17 protein-coding genes are annotated in these 14,849 nt (G+C 56.4%); 8 read left to right on the plus strand and 9 right to left on the minus strand.

The window, feature by feature from the left end; translation table 11 throughout:
* Positions 1-50: 50 nt before the first annotated feature.
* Positions 51-755 carry a winged helix-turn-helix domain-containing protein gene (locus BOA8489_RS06165; RefSeq protein WP_093973138.1) on the minus strand — a complete coding sequence of 235 codons (705 nt, stop codon included), beginning with the start codon at positions 753-755 and terminating at the stop codon, positions 51-53.
* Positions 727-1,023: a hypothetical protein gene (locus tag BOA8489_RS06170; protein ID WP_093973139.1), complete on the minus strand. Its 297-nt coding sequence runs from the start codon at positions 1,021-1,023 to the stop codon at positions 727-729. Before BOA8489_RS06170 ends, BOA8489_RS06165 begins: the two co-directional genes overlap by 29 nt.
* A gap of 163 nt (positions 1,024-1,186) precedes the next feature.
* Here BOA8489_RS06170 and BOA8489_RS06175 point away from each other — a divergent pair, with 163 nt between their 5' ends.
* The 4 genes from BOA8489_RS06175 to BOA8489_RS06190 all read left to right on the plus strand — a co-directional run bounded on the left by BOA8489_RS06175 (position 1,187) and on the right by BOA8489_RS06190 (position 4,262).
* Positions 1,187-1,684: a hypothetical protein gene (locus tag BOA8489_RS06175; protein WP_093973140.1), complete on the plus strand. Its 498-nt coding sequence runs from the start codon at positions 1,187-1,189 to the stop codon at positions 1,682-1,684.
* 202 nt (positions 1,685-1,886) lie between these two features.
* Positions 1,887-2,492 carry a ribonuclease HII gene (gene rnhB / locus BOA8489_RS06180; RefSeq protein ID WP_093973341.1) on the plus strand — a complete coding sequence of 202 codons (606 nt, stop codon included), beginning with the start codon at positions 1,887-1,889 and terminating at the stop codon, positions 2,490-2,492.
* A 115-nt stretch (positions 2,493-2,607) separates the two neighbouring features.
* Entirely contained in the window at positions 2,608-3,705 is a 1,098-nt protein-coding gene (locus BOA8489_RS06185; protein WP_093973141.1) for a site-specific DNA-methyltransferase, read from the plus strand.
* A gap of 80 nt (positions 3,706-3,785) precedes the next feature.
* Positions 3,786-4,262 carry a VOC family protein gene (locus tag BOA8489_RS06190; protein WP_141138247.1) on the plus strand — a complete coding sequence of 159 codons (477 nt, stop codon included), beginning with the start codon at positions 3,786-3,788 and terminating at the stop codon, positions 4,260-4,262.
* 42 nt (positions 4,263-4,304) lie between these two features.
* Here BOA8489_RS06190 and BOA8489_RS06195 read toward each other — a convergent pair whose 3' ends face one another.
* Positions 4,305-5,309: a polyprenyl synthetase family protein gene (locus BOA8489_RS06195; RefSeq protein WP_093973143.1), complete on the minus strand. Its 1,005-nt coding sequence runs from the start codon at positions 5,307-5,309 to the stop codon at positions 4,305-4,307.
* 55 nt (positions 5,310-5,364) lie between these two features.
* Between BOA8489_RS06195 and BOA8489_RS06200 the strand changes: the two genes are divergently transcribed.
* The 3 genes from BOA8489_RS06200 to BOA8489_RS06210 all read left to right on the plus strand — a co-directional run bounded on the left by BOA8489_RS06200 (position 5,365) and on the right by BOA8489_RS06210 (position 6,620).
* Positions 5,365-5,583: a putative signal transducing protein gene (locus BOA8489_RS06200; RefSeq protein ID WP_093973144.1), complete on the plus strand. Its 219-nt coding sequence runs from the start codon at positions 5,365-5,367 to the stop codon at positions 5,581-5,583.
* Entirely contained in the window at positions 5,576-6,340 is a 765-nt protein-coding gene (locus BOA8489_RS06205; RefSeq protein ID WP_093973145.1) for a tRNA1(Val) (adenine(37)-N6)-methyltransferase, read from the plus strand. Before BOA8489_RS06200 ends, BOA8489_RS06205 begins: the two co-directional genes overlap by 8 nt.
* 103 nt (positions 6,341-6,443) lie before the next feature.
* The gene (locus BOA8489_RS06210; RefSeq protein ID WP_093973146.1) at positions 6,444-6,620 is read left to right on the plus strand and encodes a YdcH family protein; all 177 of its coding nucleotides are present in this window, start codon (positions 6,444-6,446) and stop codon (positions 6,618-6,620) included.
* Here the strand turns inward: BOA8489_RS06210 and gcvA are convergent.
* The 6 genes from gcvA to BOA8489_RS06240 all read right to left on the minus strand — a co-directional run bounded on the left by gcvA (position 6,606) and on the right by BOA8489_RS06240 (position 14,411).
* The gene (gene gcvA, locus BOA8489_RS06215; protein ID WP_093973147.1) at positions 6,606-7,565 is read right to left on the minus strand and encodes a transcriptional regulator GcvA; all 960 of its coding nucleotides are present in this window, start codon (positions 7,563-7,565) and stop codon (positions 6,606-6,608) included. The two genes, BOA8489_RS06210 and gcvA, sit on opposite strands and share 15 nt — an antisense overlap.
* Positions 7,566-7,862: 297 nt before the next feature.
* Positions 7,863-8,588 (minus strand): acetoacetyl-CoA reductase, encoded by a 726-nt coding sequence (phbB, locus tag BOA8489_RS06220; RefSeq protein WP_093973148.1) that lies wholly within the window; start codon positions 8,586-8,588, stop codon positions 7,863-7,865.
* Positions 8,589-8,680: 92 nt separating this feature from the next.
* A complete protein-coding gene (locus BOA8489_RS06225) occupies positions 8,681-9,856 on the minus strand; it encodes an acetyl-CoA C-acetyltransferase (RefSeq protein ID WP_093973149.1) in 1,176 nt (391 codons plus the stop codon).
* A 129-nt stretch (positions 9,857-9,985) separates the two neighbouring features.
* Positions 9,986-10,855: a dimethyl sulfoxide reductase anchor subunit family protein gene (locus BOA8489_RS06230; protein WP_093973150.1), complete on the minus strand. Its 870-nt coding sequence runs from the start codon at positions 10,853-10,855 to the stop codon at positions 9,986-9,988.
* Positions 10,855-11,607, minus strand: a complete 753-nt coding sequence (locus BOA8489_RS06235) for a 4Fe-4S dicluster domain-containing protein (protein ID WP_093973151.1) — start codon at positions 11,605-11,607, stop codon at positions 10,855-10,857. The genes BOA8489_RS06230 and BOA8489_RS06235 overlap by 1 nt, the downstream gene beginning before the upstream one ends.
* A complete protein-coding gene (locus BOA8489_RS06240) occupies positions 11,604-14,411 on the minus strand; it encodes a molybdopterin oxidoreductase family protein (RefSeq protein WP_093973152.1) in 2,808 nt (935 codons plus the stop codon). Before BOA8489_RS06240 ends, BOA8489_RS06235 begins: the two co-directional genes overlap by 4 nt.
* A gap of 183 nt (positions 14,412-14,594) precedes the next feature.
* Here BOA8489_RS06240 and BOA8489_RS06245 point away from each other — a divergent pair, with 183 nt between their 5' ends.
* Positions 14,595-14,846: an Lrp/AsnC ligand binding domain-containing protein gene (locus BOA8489_RS06245; protein ID WP_093973153.1), complete on the plus strand. Its 252-nt coding sequence runs from the start codon at positions 14,595-14,597 to the stop codon at positions 14,844-14,846.
* The last annotated feature ends 3 nt before the right edge of the window (positions 14,847-14,849 follow it).

Raw genomic sequence — 14,849 nt, forward strand, 5'->3', positions numbered from 1 at the left:
GACATCCCGTAACTGCAATGTGAAATTCGATCTCGCGAGGGAAGTGCCGCTCAGGTCATCTGAATTGCTTTTTGGTCTATCGACAGGACGTACCCCTGACGTGCAACAGTGCGGATCAAAAGCTCGGCGACCATTTGATTTCCAAGCGCATCGCGCAGCCTTTTTATGCGAGTCGCACCTGCGGCTTCTTCGCAATCGGCGGCGTTGCGGCCCGAAATGACCGCCTCGATTTCGGCACCCGAAAGCACATCACCGTCCATCCGTGCCTCGGCCAGAACAGCAAGAGTTTCGATAGCAGCGCCTGTCAGTTTGAATTCCATATCGTTCAGGGCAACGATGTTTTCGTCACGATTGATGACAAGCGAAGAGACCTGAATGCCTTGACGTTCGATGGTTCCAATTCGGCGATTCAGCAGGACTATCGTGACGACGAAGACAAGGGACGCAATCAGCAATCCGGTTGCAAAGAGCATGAGTACGAAAATCACGACGCGATAGCTGCCAAGTGTTTCGGAGAAAGCCGTTCCGGACTGTGCGAGAATTTCCAGAAGTTTGATCTCGGCCTCGGAGGTCAGATCGGCGTTCTCAATGAAAAGCTGTTCTACGCGCGCATTAAATGCATTCGCGTCAGGAAGGCTCCACAACAGGAAAGCAGCAGCACCTCCAAGAATGAGAACCACTGCAACTATACCAAAGGCGACGACGCGCGTTCCTGCCGCGCGCGTGTCAGAAACGGAGGTAGAATTCACCTGCATCCCGTTTTTTTGCCTCTAGTCCTGTTTCGTCAAAAACCGATTGTACCTGCAAAAGCTCCCAGCCCCCGGCCGCGACTCGCTGGGCCACCGCCCGGCTTACTGCTCCTGACATCTGACAGGGCTGCGCGTTAACTTCAACAACACCGTAGTGGAGCCGCAGCGGGTTTTCTTTCTTGGCCTTATAGTCCGCATAGCACGCGGCCGATGCGGAGCTTGCGGAAATCGCAAGCAAGCTTATGGATACCAGACTGATCACAAAATGTCTCATGCTGCGGACCCTGAGGCTTTGCGATGCGAAAATCAATAACAGCCGCGATGCTTAGTGCTGTTATCCCATAGCAGGCCGGTGTCATTGCTTGTCGGCAGCGCGATCCCCCACATTCGTTTCAGGCCAACGACGGCACTTTGAGCCGAAAATGGGGGAATATCTTATGAAGCTTCTTGCTACAGCAATATTGGGTTTGACGCTGGCTACGACCAATGCCGCACCCGTGAAAGCCGAGGGCAATGACTTGGCCAAAGCGATCCTCGGGATTGCAGCAGTCGCAATTATCGCGAAGTCGATTGACGATCGAAACGATCGGCGTCGTAAGGCTAGTGCAACGGTTGGCGCAAGCCGACTTGGAACCGTCGACCGGCACAATGATGGGCGCCAGTTGTATGGAACTGTTCGCCCCTACGACGGTTTTGGGCCGAAAGCCGGTCGCGGTTACAAAAAGTCTCCGTTGCCGCAGTCGTGCCTCCGGATCGTGGATACAGGTCGTCGCGACAGGCTGGCCTATGGGGCACGGTGCCTTGACCGGAACTTCCGATTCGCTTCGAAGCTTCCGGACCAATGCGTAACAGCAGTTCGCACACCGCGCGGCGTTCGCACTGTCTATGGAGCGCGGTGTCTGGAGCGCGATGGCTGGATCGTCGCGCGCCGCTAGGCGCATCTTCCGAACACCGGCACGGACACCCGCACATCTCCGTCCGTGCCGGCGGGTCGGGGCTTCATCCCCCCCGACCCATAGTATTAACGAGTGAGATGGTGCTTCTCACGAGTGGGTGGGTACGAGTTCAGGCGGTCCTTTGGAAACAAAGGGCCGCCCTTCTCTTGTATCGTCTGTGCAAGCTGTGGTCATTGGCTACATGGGACCGGATTTTTCAGAAGAATTGAGATTGTTAAGCGCAGGATGTCTGGTGGTCGCGGGCGTCGACGAGGTTGGGCGCGGACCCCTTGCGGGGCCAGTGACCGCAGCGGCCGTGGTTCTGCAACCCGACAATATTCCGCAAGGTCTGGCGGATTCGAAGAAACTCAGTGCGAAACGGCGAGCGTATCTAGCCGTCGAAATCCAGAAAGCCGCGCTGGTATCGGTCGCGCATGCAAGTGTCGAGGAAATTGATCGTCTCAACATCTTGAGGGCATCGCATCTGGCGATGTGCCGCGCGGTCGCAGGGCTTGGGGTAGACGTTCACCACGCTTTGATAGATGGCAACATGGTCCCAAGTGACCTTGCTGTTCCATCAACAGCCTTGATCAAGGGCGATGGCAGATCGGTCTCGATTGCGGCCGCTTCCATCGTCGCAAAGGTGGTGCGCGATCGCATCATGGTGGATTTGGCGCAACAGCACCCCGGTTATGGATGGGAAAAGAACGCAGGTTATCCGACAAAAGTGCATCGCGAGGCCCTGGAAAATCTTGGTGTCACCCCACACCATAGACGTTCCTTCAAGACCGTCCACAATATGTTGTGACAAGAGAATTTCTTAACCTATTGATTCAAAAAAGAAATTGACGGCGAATCACCTTTGACTCATCTTTGGTCCAAAGAAAAGGCGCTCGGGGACAGGGCGCAGGACAGAGGCAGAGATGACGACCAAGACGCAAAAAGCTGCGGCTACATTGCCGTTGAACACAATTCTGGATGGCAATTGCATCGAGATGATGCTCAGTCTGCCGGAGAATTCGGTCGACCTGATTTTTGCCGATCCTCCGTACAATCTACAGCTGAAGGGCGAGTTGCACCGCCCCGACAATTCCAAGGTCGACGCTGTCGATGACGCCTGGGATCAATTCGGCAGCTTCGCACATTATGACCGCTTTACGCGGGACTGGCTTGCCGCTGCCCGTCGTATCCTCAAGCCAGACGGTGCGATTTGGGTGATCGGCTCGTACCACAACGTTTTCCGACTTGGTGCCGAGCTTCAAAATCAGGGATTCTGGATTCTGAATGACGTCGTCTGGCGGAAATCCAACCCGATGCCGAATTTCCGTGGAAAGCGACTGACGAATGCGCATGAGACGCTGATCTGGGCGTCCAAGGGCGAGGGCGCGAAATACACCTTCAACTATGAGGCGCTGAAGGCGCTCAATGAAGGCGTTCAGATGCGGTCCGACTGGGTCTTGCCCATTTGTACCGGCCACGAACGGCTGAAGGACGCCAATGGCGACAAGGCCCACCCAACTCAAAAACCAGAAAGCCTGTTGCATCGTGTCCTGCTCGGCACAACCAATCCCGGCGATGTGGTTCTGGACCCGTTCTTCGGAACGGGAACCACGGGTGCTGTGGCGAAAATGCTTGGCCGCGAATTCATCGGAATCGAGCGCGAAGCGGCCTACCGCGAAGTTGCCGAAAAGCGCATCGCTCGGGTGCGAAAGTTCGACAAAAACGCATTGGAAGTCACCGCATCCAAGCGAGCAGAACCGCGCGTGCCATTTGGCCAGCTTGTCGAGCGCGGGATGCTGCGGCCTGGCGAAGTATTGACCTCCCCGCGTGGACAAGCCGCCAAGGTGCGGGCCGACGGGACGCTGATTGCAGACGATATCAAGGGATCGATCCATCAGGTTGGCGCCGCACTGGAAGGTGCGCCAAGTTGCAACGGTTGGACTTACTGGAATTTCCGGAAGGAAGGCAAAATGATTTCGATTGATGTTCTGCGCCAGCAGATCCGATCCGAAATGAATTGATTGCCAATCAATACCGCCGGTGCCTGTGGCCGCCCACAGCATCGACCTTGGCCCCGTTCTTTGTTGAGCGGGGTCTTTTTTTGGTTGAGTTTGTATTGGACGATTGGTCGGATACTGTGATTTTCTATGCTGCAATGGTGCCGACGATCATTTTGGGAGCCTTCAAAATGCCGCTACTGGCCTTCGATCACGTGAACATCCGAACAATTCATCTCGACGAAATGGTGGCTTGGTATGAACGCCACCTGGATCTTCGCTCAGGGCCTCGCCCGGAATTCGCAATTCCCGGCGCGTGGCTCTATCTTGGCGACGTTTGCCTTTTGCATTTGATCGACGCCGATCCGGAGCCAATGGCGTTTTCGGAAGATGAAAGCCTGCGCATGGAGCACATCGCCTTTCGTGCCGAGGGCATGGCCGAGTTTATTGCCAGGCTGGAAGCGAATGGTGTTCCTTATAAGCTTTTTCCATTCGAAGCGCTGAAGATCGTGTTGGTGTTCATCCGCGATCCGGACGGCAACCGAATTCACGTTGATTTTCCGATGTCCGAGCAGGCCTGAAGGGAGCCATCACCAATTCGAGGAGCCAAGCCCGGAGCCCCTTTACCTGATCCGCGCGACTACATATTCGGCGAGGTCGCTGAGCATCTCGCGAACGGGGTGCTCTGGCAGTGCAGCGATGGCGTCTTTGGCCTTCGCCGTCCAGAACAGAGCATCCTGGCGCGTGGCGGCCATTGTGTCGTGTTTCGCAATCAGAGCCAAAGCCTGTTCTAGGTCACCATCCTGTTGGTCGCCCTTCTCAATGGTGCGGGTCCAGAATGCGTGTTCTTTGTCGTCTGCTTTGGCAATCGCCTTGATGACAGGCAGCGTCAGTTTCCGTTCGCGAAAGTCGTCGCCGATGTTCTTACCCGTCGTGCCGGAATCTCCGCCATAATCGAGGAGATCATCGGCAATCTGGAACGCAATTCCCAAAGCGTCGCCGTAGGTGTTCAGGGCTGTAACCTGTTCGACAGGCGCGTCCGAGATGACGCCTCCAACTTCACAGGCGGCAGCGAACAATGCCGCAGTCTTGCCCCGGACAACCTGAATGTAGATGTCTTCTGTTGTCGCAAGGTTGGCTGCGGCCGTCAGTTGCAGAACTTCGCCCTCGGCAATCGTTGCAGCGGCGTTCGACAGGATCCGAAGTACATCAAGCGATCCGGTGTCTGTCATCAACTGGAACGAGCGGGCGAAGAGATAATCACCCACCAGCACCGATGATTTGTTGTCCCACAAGAGGTTTGCGGTTGGACGGCCACGCCGTTGGGCGCTTTCGTCTACAACATCATCATGAAGCAAGGTCGCTGTGTGAATGAACTCCACCGTCGCAGCCAGCCTCAGGTGGTTGTCTCCTTCATAACCAAGCATCCGAGCAGCAGCCAGGGTCAGCATTGGTCGAAGCCGCTTGCCCCCTGCTTCGACCAGGTGTGCCGTAACTTCTGGGATGCGCGGTGCGTGTTTCGATGCCATGCGTTCGCGGATCAAGGTGTTCACGCCGATCATGTCGCCTTCCAAGAAAGCGGCGAGGCGCTCGTGTGGCTTCACTGAAGGGTCGGTGTCCAGGCTCATCACAGGCTCGTCAGGTTACTCGACAAACCCTGTGGTCTGCCCTTATGTCCAATGCATGAAAGAGTTATTGCGCACCAACGACCCGACTTTGATCGCCTTTGCACAAGCTCTGCTCAAGGGCGAGGATATAGACTGCTTCGAGTTCGACGTCCACACGAGCGTTCTTGAAGGTAGCATCGGCATATTGCCTCGTCGCCTGATGGTGCGCAGCAAGGATCACTTCCGCGCCAGCGCTGTCTTGCGTGATAACGAAATCCCGTCGGGATATGACTGAAACGACCGAGGACAGGTTTCTCGACGGTGCGCTGAAGTTACTTCAGCCTGCAAAGGGTTATCGCGCGGGTGCGGACCCTGTGTTTCTTGCGGCGGCGACGGACGCAAAACCTGACCAGCGGGTTTTGGAACTTGGGTGCGGTGTAGGGGTTGCGCTCTTTTGTCTGATGCACCGCGTTCCCGATCTGGAGGTGGTGGGTGTCGAAAGGAACCCCGAGCTGGCTGATCTGGCCCGCCTCAATGCAAAAGCTGGTAACTTCGCCGCAGAGATCATCACCGCGGATCTATCCGAGCTCCCCGTCAATCTGAAGGCGCGGTCTTTCGATCAGGTCATCGCAAACCCACCGTTTTTCGACAGAACACGCGGAACCAGTGCGGCCGAGACCTCGCGTGAAGGTGGGCGTGGCGAAGACACTCCGCTGGCGACCTGGATTGACGTGGCCGTCAGGCGCCTTGCACCGGGTGGCACATTGACGCTTATCCAGCGAACGGAGCGGCTACAGAGTATCCTGTCATTGTTTGACGAAAGGCTTGGCAGTATTCGCATAACGCCTTTGTCGTCTCGGGAGGGGCGTCCTTCTCAGAACGCAATTGTTGCTGCGAAGAAGGGCGGACGGGCTTCACTGGTGCTTGAAGCCCCATTGGTTTTGCATGACGGCGCGCGTCACGACGGCGACAGAGACAGCTATTCCCGACAGGCAAAAAAGATCCTACGCGACGGTCAAAGCCTTTCCGATGTGAGATTAGTACATAGGTAAGACTCTGGGACTATCGAAAGTCTCACATTTCGAGTGTGCAACGCGTGACACGAATCAAGAAACGTGATGCACTTCGATTACCAGAACAAAGAGGAGGACGACTATGAGCTTGAGTTCACACCTGAAGGAACTCCGAAATAAGCATGAAACACTCTCCCGGAAAGTCGAAGAGGCACAGCGCAGCCCAGCTTTTGACGATATTCAGATCACCGCGCTCAAACGTCAAAAGCTAAAAATCAAAGAAGAAATCGAGCGGATCAGCGAGTCAGCGAACGCTTAACGTATCTTCGACAGCCGCCGCAGATACGAAGCGGCGGCCTTCGTCGAGGCTCAGAATCTCGGTTGTCTGCCCCTCGACCCAATCTAGAAACGCCTTGATGTGCGGGCGCTTTTCCGCGCCGTTCGCGCATATCAGACGGTAATGCGCATCGGTTGTCAGCGACAGATCGAACGGCATCACCAACCGGCCCTCTGCAAGATCACGCGCTGCCAGCGAAACGCGCCCAAGGACGACGCCCGTACCCGTAAGCGCGGAATCAAGCGCGTGGTCGGCCTGGCTGAAGCGCAATCCGCCTGCTGGTGGTGGCCCTAGTCCAGCGGCGGCGAACCATGCGGCCCATTGGATACTTGGCTTCAAGAAGGTGACATCGTCCTGATGCAAGAGTGTGGCACTTGCCAGGTCTTCGGGCTTGCGGATTTTTGCAGCCAAATCGGGCGACATCATGGGCGTAACCCATTCTCGGATGATGCTGCGCGCAAAGGCGTCTTCATCATGAGGCATTCCAAAGCGAATTGCGACATCCACGTCGTCGCGCGCGAAATCCAGAAGGCGCAAGGTTGCGGTGAAGCGCAGCTCGATCTCTGGGTGGTCTTGCGCAAAGGCGAACATACGTGGGGCCAGCCACTTCGCTGTGAACGCGGGGCCGGCCGTTACCGTAATCGTTGAGCTGTCTGTAACGCGCCGCGCACCGCGCCAAGCTGCCGTCAGCGATGCAAAACCGTCGCGCGTTCCGGGCACCAGCGCACGTCCCGCCTCGGTAAGTTCGATCGCCCGGTTCAGGCGGCGAAACACAGGCGCGCCGAGATGGTCCTCAAGAGATTTGATCTGAAAAGAGAGCGCGGCTGGGGTCACGTTCAATTCGTCGGCGGCTTTCGCGAATGACATGTGCCGAGCGGCAGCGTCAAACGCGCGCAAAGCAGTGAGGGGTGGAAGGCGGTCATTCATTTCACATAAGTAATACTTAACCGAAAGTCGAACAAGTCTCGTTTGTAAGATATGTTTGCGATCGTCATATAGGTTTCAGACAAGGAAAGTTGAAATAAGGAATTGAGAAATGATCGAGACAACCAGAGACTCCCGCGTTCGTCATGCAATCCGTAAAGCACACCAGGAACGGGCCCTTGCCTTCGCAAATATCGTTGGCCGCATTTTTACCATCCGCTGATCGTTGCAAGCCTTCCCGGATGAAAAAAGGGCCGCTCGAAAAGAGCGGCCCTTTTTTGTCTTCAAGAGAGTCAGGCGTCAGACGAAGAATTGAGCGCCGTTCGCAGAAATCGTTGAGCCGTTGATGAAGCCCGCGTCGTCGGACGCAAGGAATGTAACGCAACGTGCGATCTCTTCAGGTTCGCCCAAACGACCAGCCGGAATTTGCGGAATGATTTTGGAATTCAGCACGTCCTCGGGAATTGCGCGAACCATCTCAGTTCCGATGTAGCCGGGGCAAACCGCGTTCGCGGTGATGCCTGCACGTGCACCCTCTTGGGCAAGCGACTTCACAATTCCCAGATCGCCCGCCTTGGTGGCAGCATAGTTCACCTGACCCGCCTGGCCTTTCTGACCATTGATCGACGAGATCACGATCACGCGGCCGAACTTGCGCTCACGCATACCGGGCCAAACCGGACGCACAGTGTTGAAGACGCCGGTAAGGTTCGTGGCGATGACCTTGTTCCATTGCTCAGGTGTCATCTTGTGGAAAAAGCCATCCCAGGTGATGCCGGCGTTTGCGACAACCACATCAACCGGGCCTAGATCTTCTTCAACCTTCGCAATGCCAGCGGCAGACGCATCATAGTCTGCTACGTCCCATTTATATGTCTTGATGCCCGTGGCTTCGGTGAAAGCGGCTGCCTTCTCGTCGTTACCAGCGTAGGTTGCGGCGACCGAGTACCCCTCGGCGGCCAATGCTTTGGAAATGGCTTCGCCGATACCGCGGGTACCGCCGGTTACAAGTGCTACACGTCCCATGACGTTCCTCCAGTAAGTTGTCCGGACGCATCATTGGTCCGACATTCTGTGTGTGAGTTAGGCGGCGCCGGGTGACGCCGCCTTGATGTGAATCAGTCGCGCTCGACGCAGAGAGCCACGCCCATACCGCCGCCGATGCAAAGAGTGGCGAGGCCTTTCTTGGCATCGCGACGCTGCATTTCGAAAAGAAGCGTATTCAGAACGCGCGCACCAGATGCACCGATCGGGTGACCAATGGCAATCGCGCCGCCGTTAACGTTAACAATCTCCGGATCCCAGCCCATGTCCTTGTTCACGGCACAGGCCTGAGCGGCGAACGCCTCGTTGGCTTCGACCAAATCAAGGTCAGCAACGCTCCAACCGGCTTTTTCGAGAGCTTTGCGCGAGGCGTAGATCGGACCTACGCCCATGATTGTCGGGTCAAGCCCCGCCGTCGCATAGGAAGCGATCCGCGCGAGTGGCTTGATGCCGCGCTTTTCGGCGTTGTCCGCGCTCATCAGCAGAACTCCAGCCGCGCCATCGTTGATACCGGAAGCGTTTGCTGCCGTGACAGAGCCATCCTGAGTAAAGGCTGGGCGGAGCTTTTGCATGCTCTCAAGCGTCGCGCCGTGGCGAATATACTCGTCCTTATCGACCACGATATCGCCCTTGCGCGTCTTGATCGTGAACGGGATCACTTCGTCATCGAACTTGCCGGCCTTCTGAGCGGCTTCGGCCTTGTTCTGGCTGCCAACTGCAAATTCATCCTGCATTTCGCGGGTGATTTGCCATTGCGCTGCAACGTTCTCGGCGGTCTGACCCATGTGGTAGCCGTTGAACGCATCCCAGAGGCCGTCCTTGATCATCGTATCGATGAACTTCAGGTCGCCCATTTTCTGACCGGCACGGATGGCCTGGGCATGGGGGCTCATGGACATGTTCTCTTGCCCGCCAGCAACGACGATATCTGCATCCCCAAGCATGATGTGCTGGGCACCAAGAGCAACAGTGCGCAGACCAGAGCCGCAAACCTGGTTGATGGACCAAGCAGAGGCTTCTTTCGGAAGGCCCGCATTGATGTGTGCCTGACGCGCAGGGTTCTGACCCTGTGCCGCAGTCAGGACCTGCCCCAGAATGGTTTCGGACACCTCTGACTTGTCGATACCTGCGCGCTCGACCAGAGCTTCGATGACAGCAGCTCCCAGATCGTGTGCTGGTGTATTGGCAAAGCTGCCACTGAAGCTCCCGACGGCGGTCCGCCCGGCGCTAGCGATAACGACATTGGTCATGAGTGTGTCTCCTCTCGTGTGCATGGTCGACCACAGCATACCGCCATGGCTATTCTCGGCGGACACTATGCAGTTGCAAAAAAAACAGCAACAGACACAACGTCACCCCCCTGAATAGCAGGTATGCAGTTAGCGCCCGTAGTAGAGGCTTACCACGTGTTTTGCTTCAGCGAAGAACAGCCAGCGCTGTGCCGCGACACCGGCGAAATGCGAAACCACGGCAAGCAAGGCGAGCAGGTGGTGAAAGGGCAAGAGCAGCAGCGCGACGGGTATAACAACAGCGAGAATTACTGAAATGATTTTAAGTGTTTGAGCATGTTTGCGCGCGATGCGGAAAGCCATTTCATGGGTCAGGTAATTCCCGCCGGTATGCGGTGATTCAAACGCTTTCACGGTGCCGATATGACCAAGCCCGGTAGCCGTTGCCAAAGTCGTATCCGAGGCTGCTTCTTTGCGGTCCTGATCGACCCATGCGAAAACCTGCAGAACACCCAAGGCCACCAGAAACGGTACTGCGACGCTGACCTGACCTGCCATAAGCAGGCCTCCAACGATTGCGTAAGACATGAAAAGGACTGGTGGAGACCAGTGATTCCATCGCGGAACGGTTTTCAGTTGGGTGTAGATCATCGACGTTGTGAACACTGTCAGAAGAGACAGTGCCGCTCCAATCCAACCCAGAATTGCCACGCGTGTGCCGGTGAAGATGATGAGCGCGGCGTAGATACCCATCACGGCCATTGCGCCCGCCGCTGCCCATGCCTCGCGGGACAACCAGCTTGAGCGCCATTGCGTGAAGGACTTCAGCGCTCGCTCGGGGTGGCCGAGGTGGAACGTGGCGGAGATCAGTCCGCCACCTGCCAAAGCAAAGCCTATCGCGAAAAAGATGAAGGCGACCCAGCCGCTGACTTCAGGAAATCCAAGTCCCAGCATGGTCAAAAGCCCGAAGCCGAGACCCGAAAGGGCCGAGAACATGATGATCGACGGTGCCGGATGCATTAGCCGATCCTTTCGAGAGTCTTGTCGAGCCAGCCCAGGAAGCCTTGCGGTTCCTCTGCGACGGGTTCGAGGTAGGGTGCGAGAATGTCAAACTCCGGCACTTCGTCTTTTGGACGTGGAGGCAGGTATTTATTGACGGGGGCCGTGCCCTGTTCGGGCATCAAGTCGAACCCACCGCGTTCAGCGACCAGCTTCGACACGTCGCTCTCTGGGTCCGACAAATCACCGAAATGACGCGCGCCGGCAGGACAGGTGCGGACACATGCTGGCTGGCGGTCTTCCTCGGGCAGGTTCTCGTTATAGATGCGGTCTACACAGAGCGTGCATTTCTTCATAACCTTTTCGGAAGGGTCCAATTCGCGCGCGCCATAGGGACAGGCCCAGGCGCACAATCCGCAACCGATACAATCGCTTTCATTAACCAGAACAATGCCGTCTTCGACGCGTTTGTAGCTTGCGCCGGTCGGGCAAACCGTCACGCAGGGTGCGTCGGCGCAGTGCAGGCAGCTCTTGGGAAAATGAAAAAGCTGCGCAGGCCCGCCGGTCTCGGGCTGAACTTCGTAGGAATGGATCCTGTTCAGAAAACTTCCGACCGGCTCGGCGCCATAGGCATCTACGTCTGCCAACGGCGCGCCGTAGTTTTCCGTGTTCCAACCTTTGCAGGCGGTGACGCAAGCGTGACAGCCAACACAGGTGTCAAGGTCGATGACCAGCCCCAGTGTTTTTTCAGTGTGTGTAGGTAGTAAGGTCATGACCCCACCTTCTGTTTAACAGTCTCTGGCGCTTTGGGCACCGGGCTTTTCTGCGCAGGGTGCGATGGCATCGATTCCTTCGGAGCAGCCACCTTCTCGATCTTCACGCGAAGATCAAACCATGCGGCTTGCCCTGTAATCGGATCCGAATTTGACCAGCGCAGACCATCGCCCTTTGACGGCAGCAACTCGTGAATGATGTGGTTCAACAAGAAACCCTTCGTTACCTCGGGCGAGTCTTCGTCAAGCGCCCAGGCACCTTTGCGTTTCCCGATCGCGTTCCAGGTCCAGATCGTATTCTCATTGAGCGCGGCCATGTGCATGACTGGGACGGTGATCTCGCCATGCGGTGAGGTAACCCGCGCCCAATCGCCCTCGGCAAAGCCGTTGGCGTCCCAGAGTTTTGTCGGAACATAGAGCGGATTGCGGCCGTGGATCTGGCGGAGCCACGCGTTTTGCGACCCCCAGGAATGGTACATCGCCATTGGTCTTTGTGTGAGTGCGTGCACGTTAAAACGTTCGTCGGCGTCCGAGAAGGGAGGGTACCATACCGGAAGCGGCTCCATTGTTTCAGCGTAGCGTTTCTTCAGATGCTCGGGAGGCGAGCGGCGGTGCTTGCCTTCAGCCGCGAGCTGGAACTTCCGAAGTGGCTCGCACCACAATGTAAAAATGTAAGGCGTCGGCGCATCGAAGATTCCTGTTTTCACGGCCCAGTCTTGGTAGGCCATATTCCAGGGTTTGTAGAATTCGGCATCCTCCGGGATGTGGCTGATCCAGAAGCTACCGTTTTCTTTATACTTTTCGATTTGATTTGGGTTCGGTGCACCTCGTCCGTGTTCATCACCTTCACCCCGCCAACCGGCAAGAGGTCCGATACCGGGCTTGCGTTCGTGGTTCTGGATATAATCGGCATAATCCGCGTATTTCTGGCTACCATCTTCGTTGGTGAAGCCCGGCAAACCAAGCATACCGCCCAGCTCACAAAGAACGGACTGGAAACCACGCACGTCGCGGTCGGGCTCGACAACGGGCCAGCGGATCGCGTCGGCTGCGGCCTCTGCCTCGCAGATCGGACGATCCAGCAAGGAAATACAGTCGTGCCGTTCAAGGTAAGTGGTGTCGGGCAGGATCAGGTCAGCAAAGGCGACCATTTCCGAGGAATACGCGTCTGAATAGATGATATTCGGGATCACATAGTCGCCGTTTTCATCGGTATCTGTCAGCATCTGCATGACGCCAGACGTGTTCATCGAGGAATTCCACGCCATGTTCGCCATGTACATCATCAGCGTGTCGATTTTGTAAGGATCGCCCGCATGCGCGTTTGAGATGACCATGTGCATCATGCCGTGTGCCGACATGGGATTGTCCCATGAAAAGGCCTTGTCGATCCGCTTGGCTGTGTTGTCTTCATTGATCAGCAGATCGTCGGGGCCGTGAACAAACCCAAGGTGTGGTCCATCCAGCGGTTTACCCGGCTGGGCGTTGCCGTGCGGCTTCGGATGCGCGGTCGCTGGTTTTGGATACGGCGGTTTGAAGCGAAAGCCTCCGGGAACTTCAACTGATCCAAGTATGATCTGAAGAAGGTGCAGCGCACGGCAAGTCTGGAAGCCATTCGAGTGCGCCGATATTCCGCGCATCGCATGGAACGCAACTGGACGTCCGACCATCTTCTTGTGCGTGACACCGCGAAAATCGGTCCATTCGCGATCAAGCTCGATCGCTTCATCAAACGCCACGCGGGCAATATCGGCGGCAATGGCGCGAATGCGTTTCGCATCAATGCCAACTCTTTCGGCGACCGTTTCGGGGGCATATTCGGCGGTCAGGTATCGCTCCGCCATATGGTGCAGAACAGGGCGATGCGTGAAGCCGGCATGGCGCCACGAAGCCGACAAATCCGGCTCCACGCCTGCGCCATCAAAGGCTGCTGGCTTGCCTGTTCGGCGATCGATTACCAAGGCCTTGCCGGCCTCATTCCGGAGAATCAGCCCGAACTCGTCGGAGGCTTCATCGGCATTCACCAGACACGGCGCATCTGTAAGGCGCGCAAGATAATCGAGGTCAATCTTGCCAGCCTTCATCAGGCAGTGAACAAGACTCAGGATAAAGAGACCATCCGTCCCCGGTGTAATCCCCACCCAGTCGTCGGCAACCGCGTTATAGCCGGTTCGGATCGGGTTCACGCCTATGACCCGAGCGCCGCGTTTCTTCAGTTTGCCGAGCCCCATCTTGATCGGATTGCTGTCATGGTCTTCCGCAACACCGAATAGCATGAACAGCTTTGTGCGGTCCCAGTCCGGCTGACCGAATTCCCAGAAGGCGCCGCCCATAGTATAGATCCCGGCTGCCGCCATATTTACCGAGCAAAAGCCACCGTGTGCTGCGTAATTAGGTGTTCCGAAGCCCTGTGCCCAAAACGAGGTGAAACTCTGCGACTGATCACGACCAGTGAAGAAAGCCAGTTTGGTTGGGTCGGTGTCACGGATTGGCTTAAGGATGGACGCCGCCGTTTCCAATGCCTCCTCCCAGGAGATTTCCTCGAACTCGCCCGAGCCACGCGGCCCGACGCGTTTCATAGGTGCGCGTAGGCGGGCCGGAGAAAGATGCTGCATGATGCCAGCGGAACCCTTGGCGCACAGTACACCCCGATTTACCGGATGGTCCTTGTTGCCCTCGATGTAGGCAACCTTGCCTTCTTTCAGATGGACATTGATGCCGCATCGGCAGGCACACATGTAACAGGTCGTCTTGCGGATTTCGTCTGAGACCTTGGGCGATGTGTCGAGCTTTGGTTGCGGCATGATTTTTCCCTTTGGTAAGTCTTAGCGGGCTTGAGCGCCTGACGCGACTCCCATTTATCATTCTGATTTAAAAGGCAGACAGCCGAACGATTAGGTCCAACGCAAATGCTAAGTTAAGTCCAGACGAACCGTCTTGCCCATTTGTCCCGCCAAGGCTAGGGTTTCGGCAAGGGAGCCCCGCAGATGAAATGCGTCTTTGTTCAAATCAGGTGCCGTCCGGGCAAGACCTATGACGTCGCACGTGAGATTTACCTGCGCGAGATTGTCTCTGAATTGTATTCCACAAGCGGCGACTATGATCTCATGGCGAAGATCTATGTGCCCGATGAAGAAGACATCGGCGTCTACATTAATGATGGCTTGCTGGACATTCCCAACATTGATCGATCACTGACGACTTTGACGTTCAAGGCGATCCATTCGGAAGGTGCCTGAGCA

It is taken from the genome of Boseongicola aestuarii (assembly GCF_900184815.1).
Taxonomy (GTDB): domain Bacteria; phylum Pseudomonadota; class Alphaproteobacteria; order Rhodobacterales; family Rhodobacteraceae; genus Boseongicola; species Boseongicola aestuarii.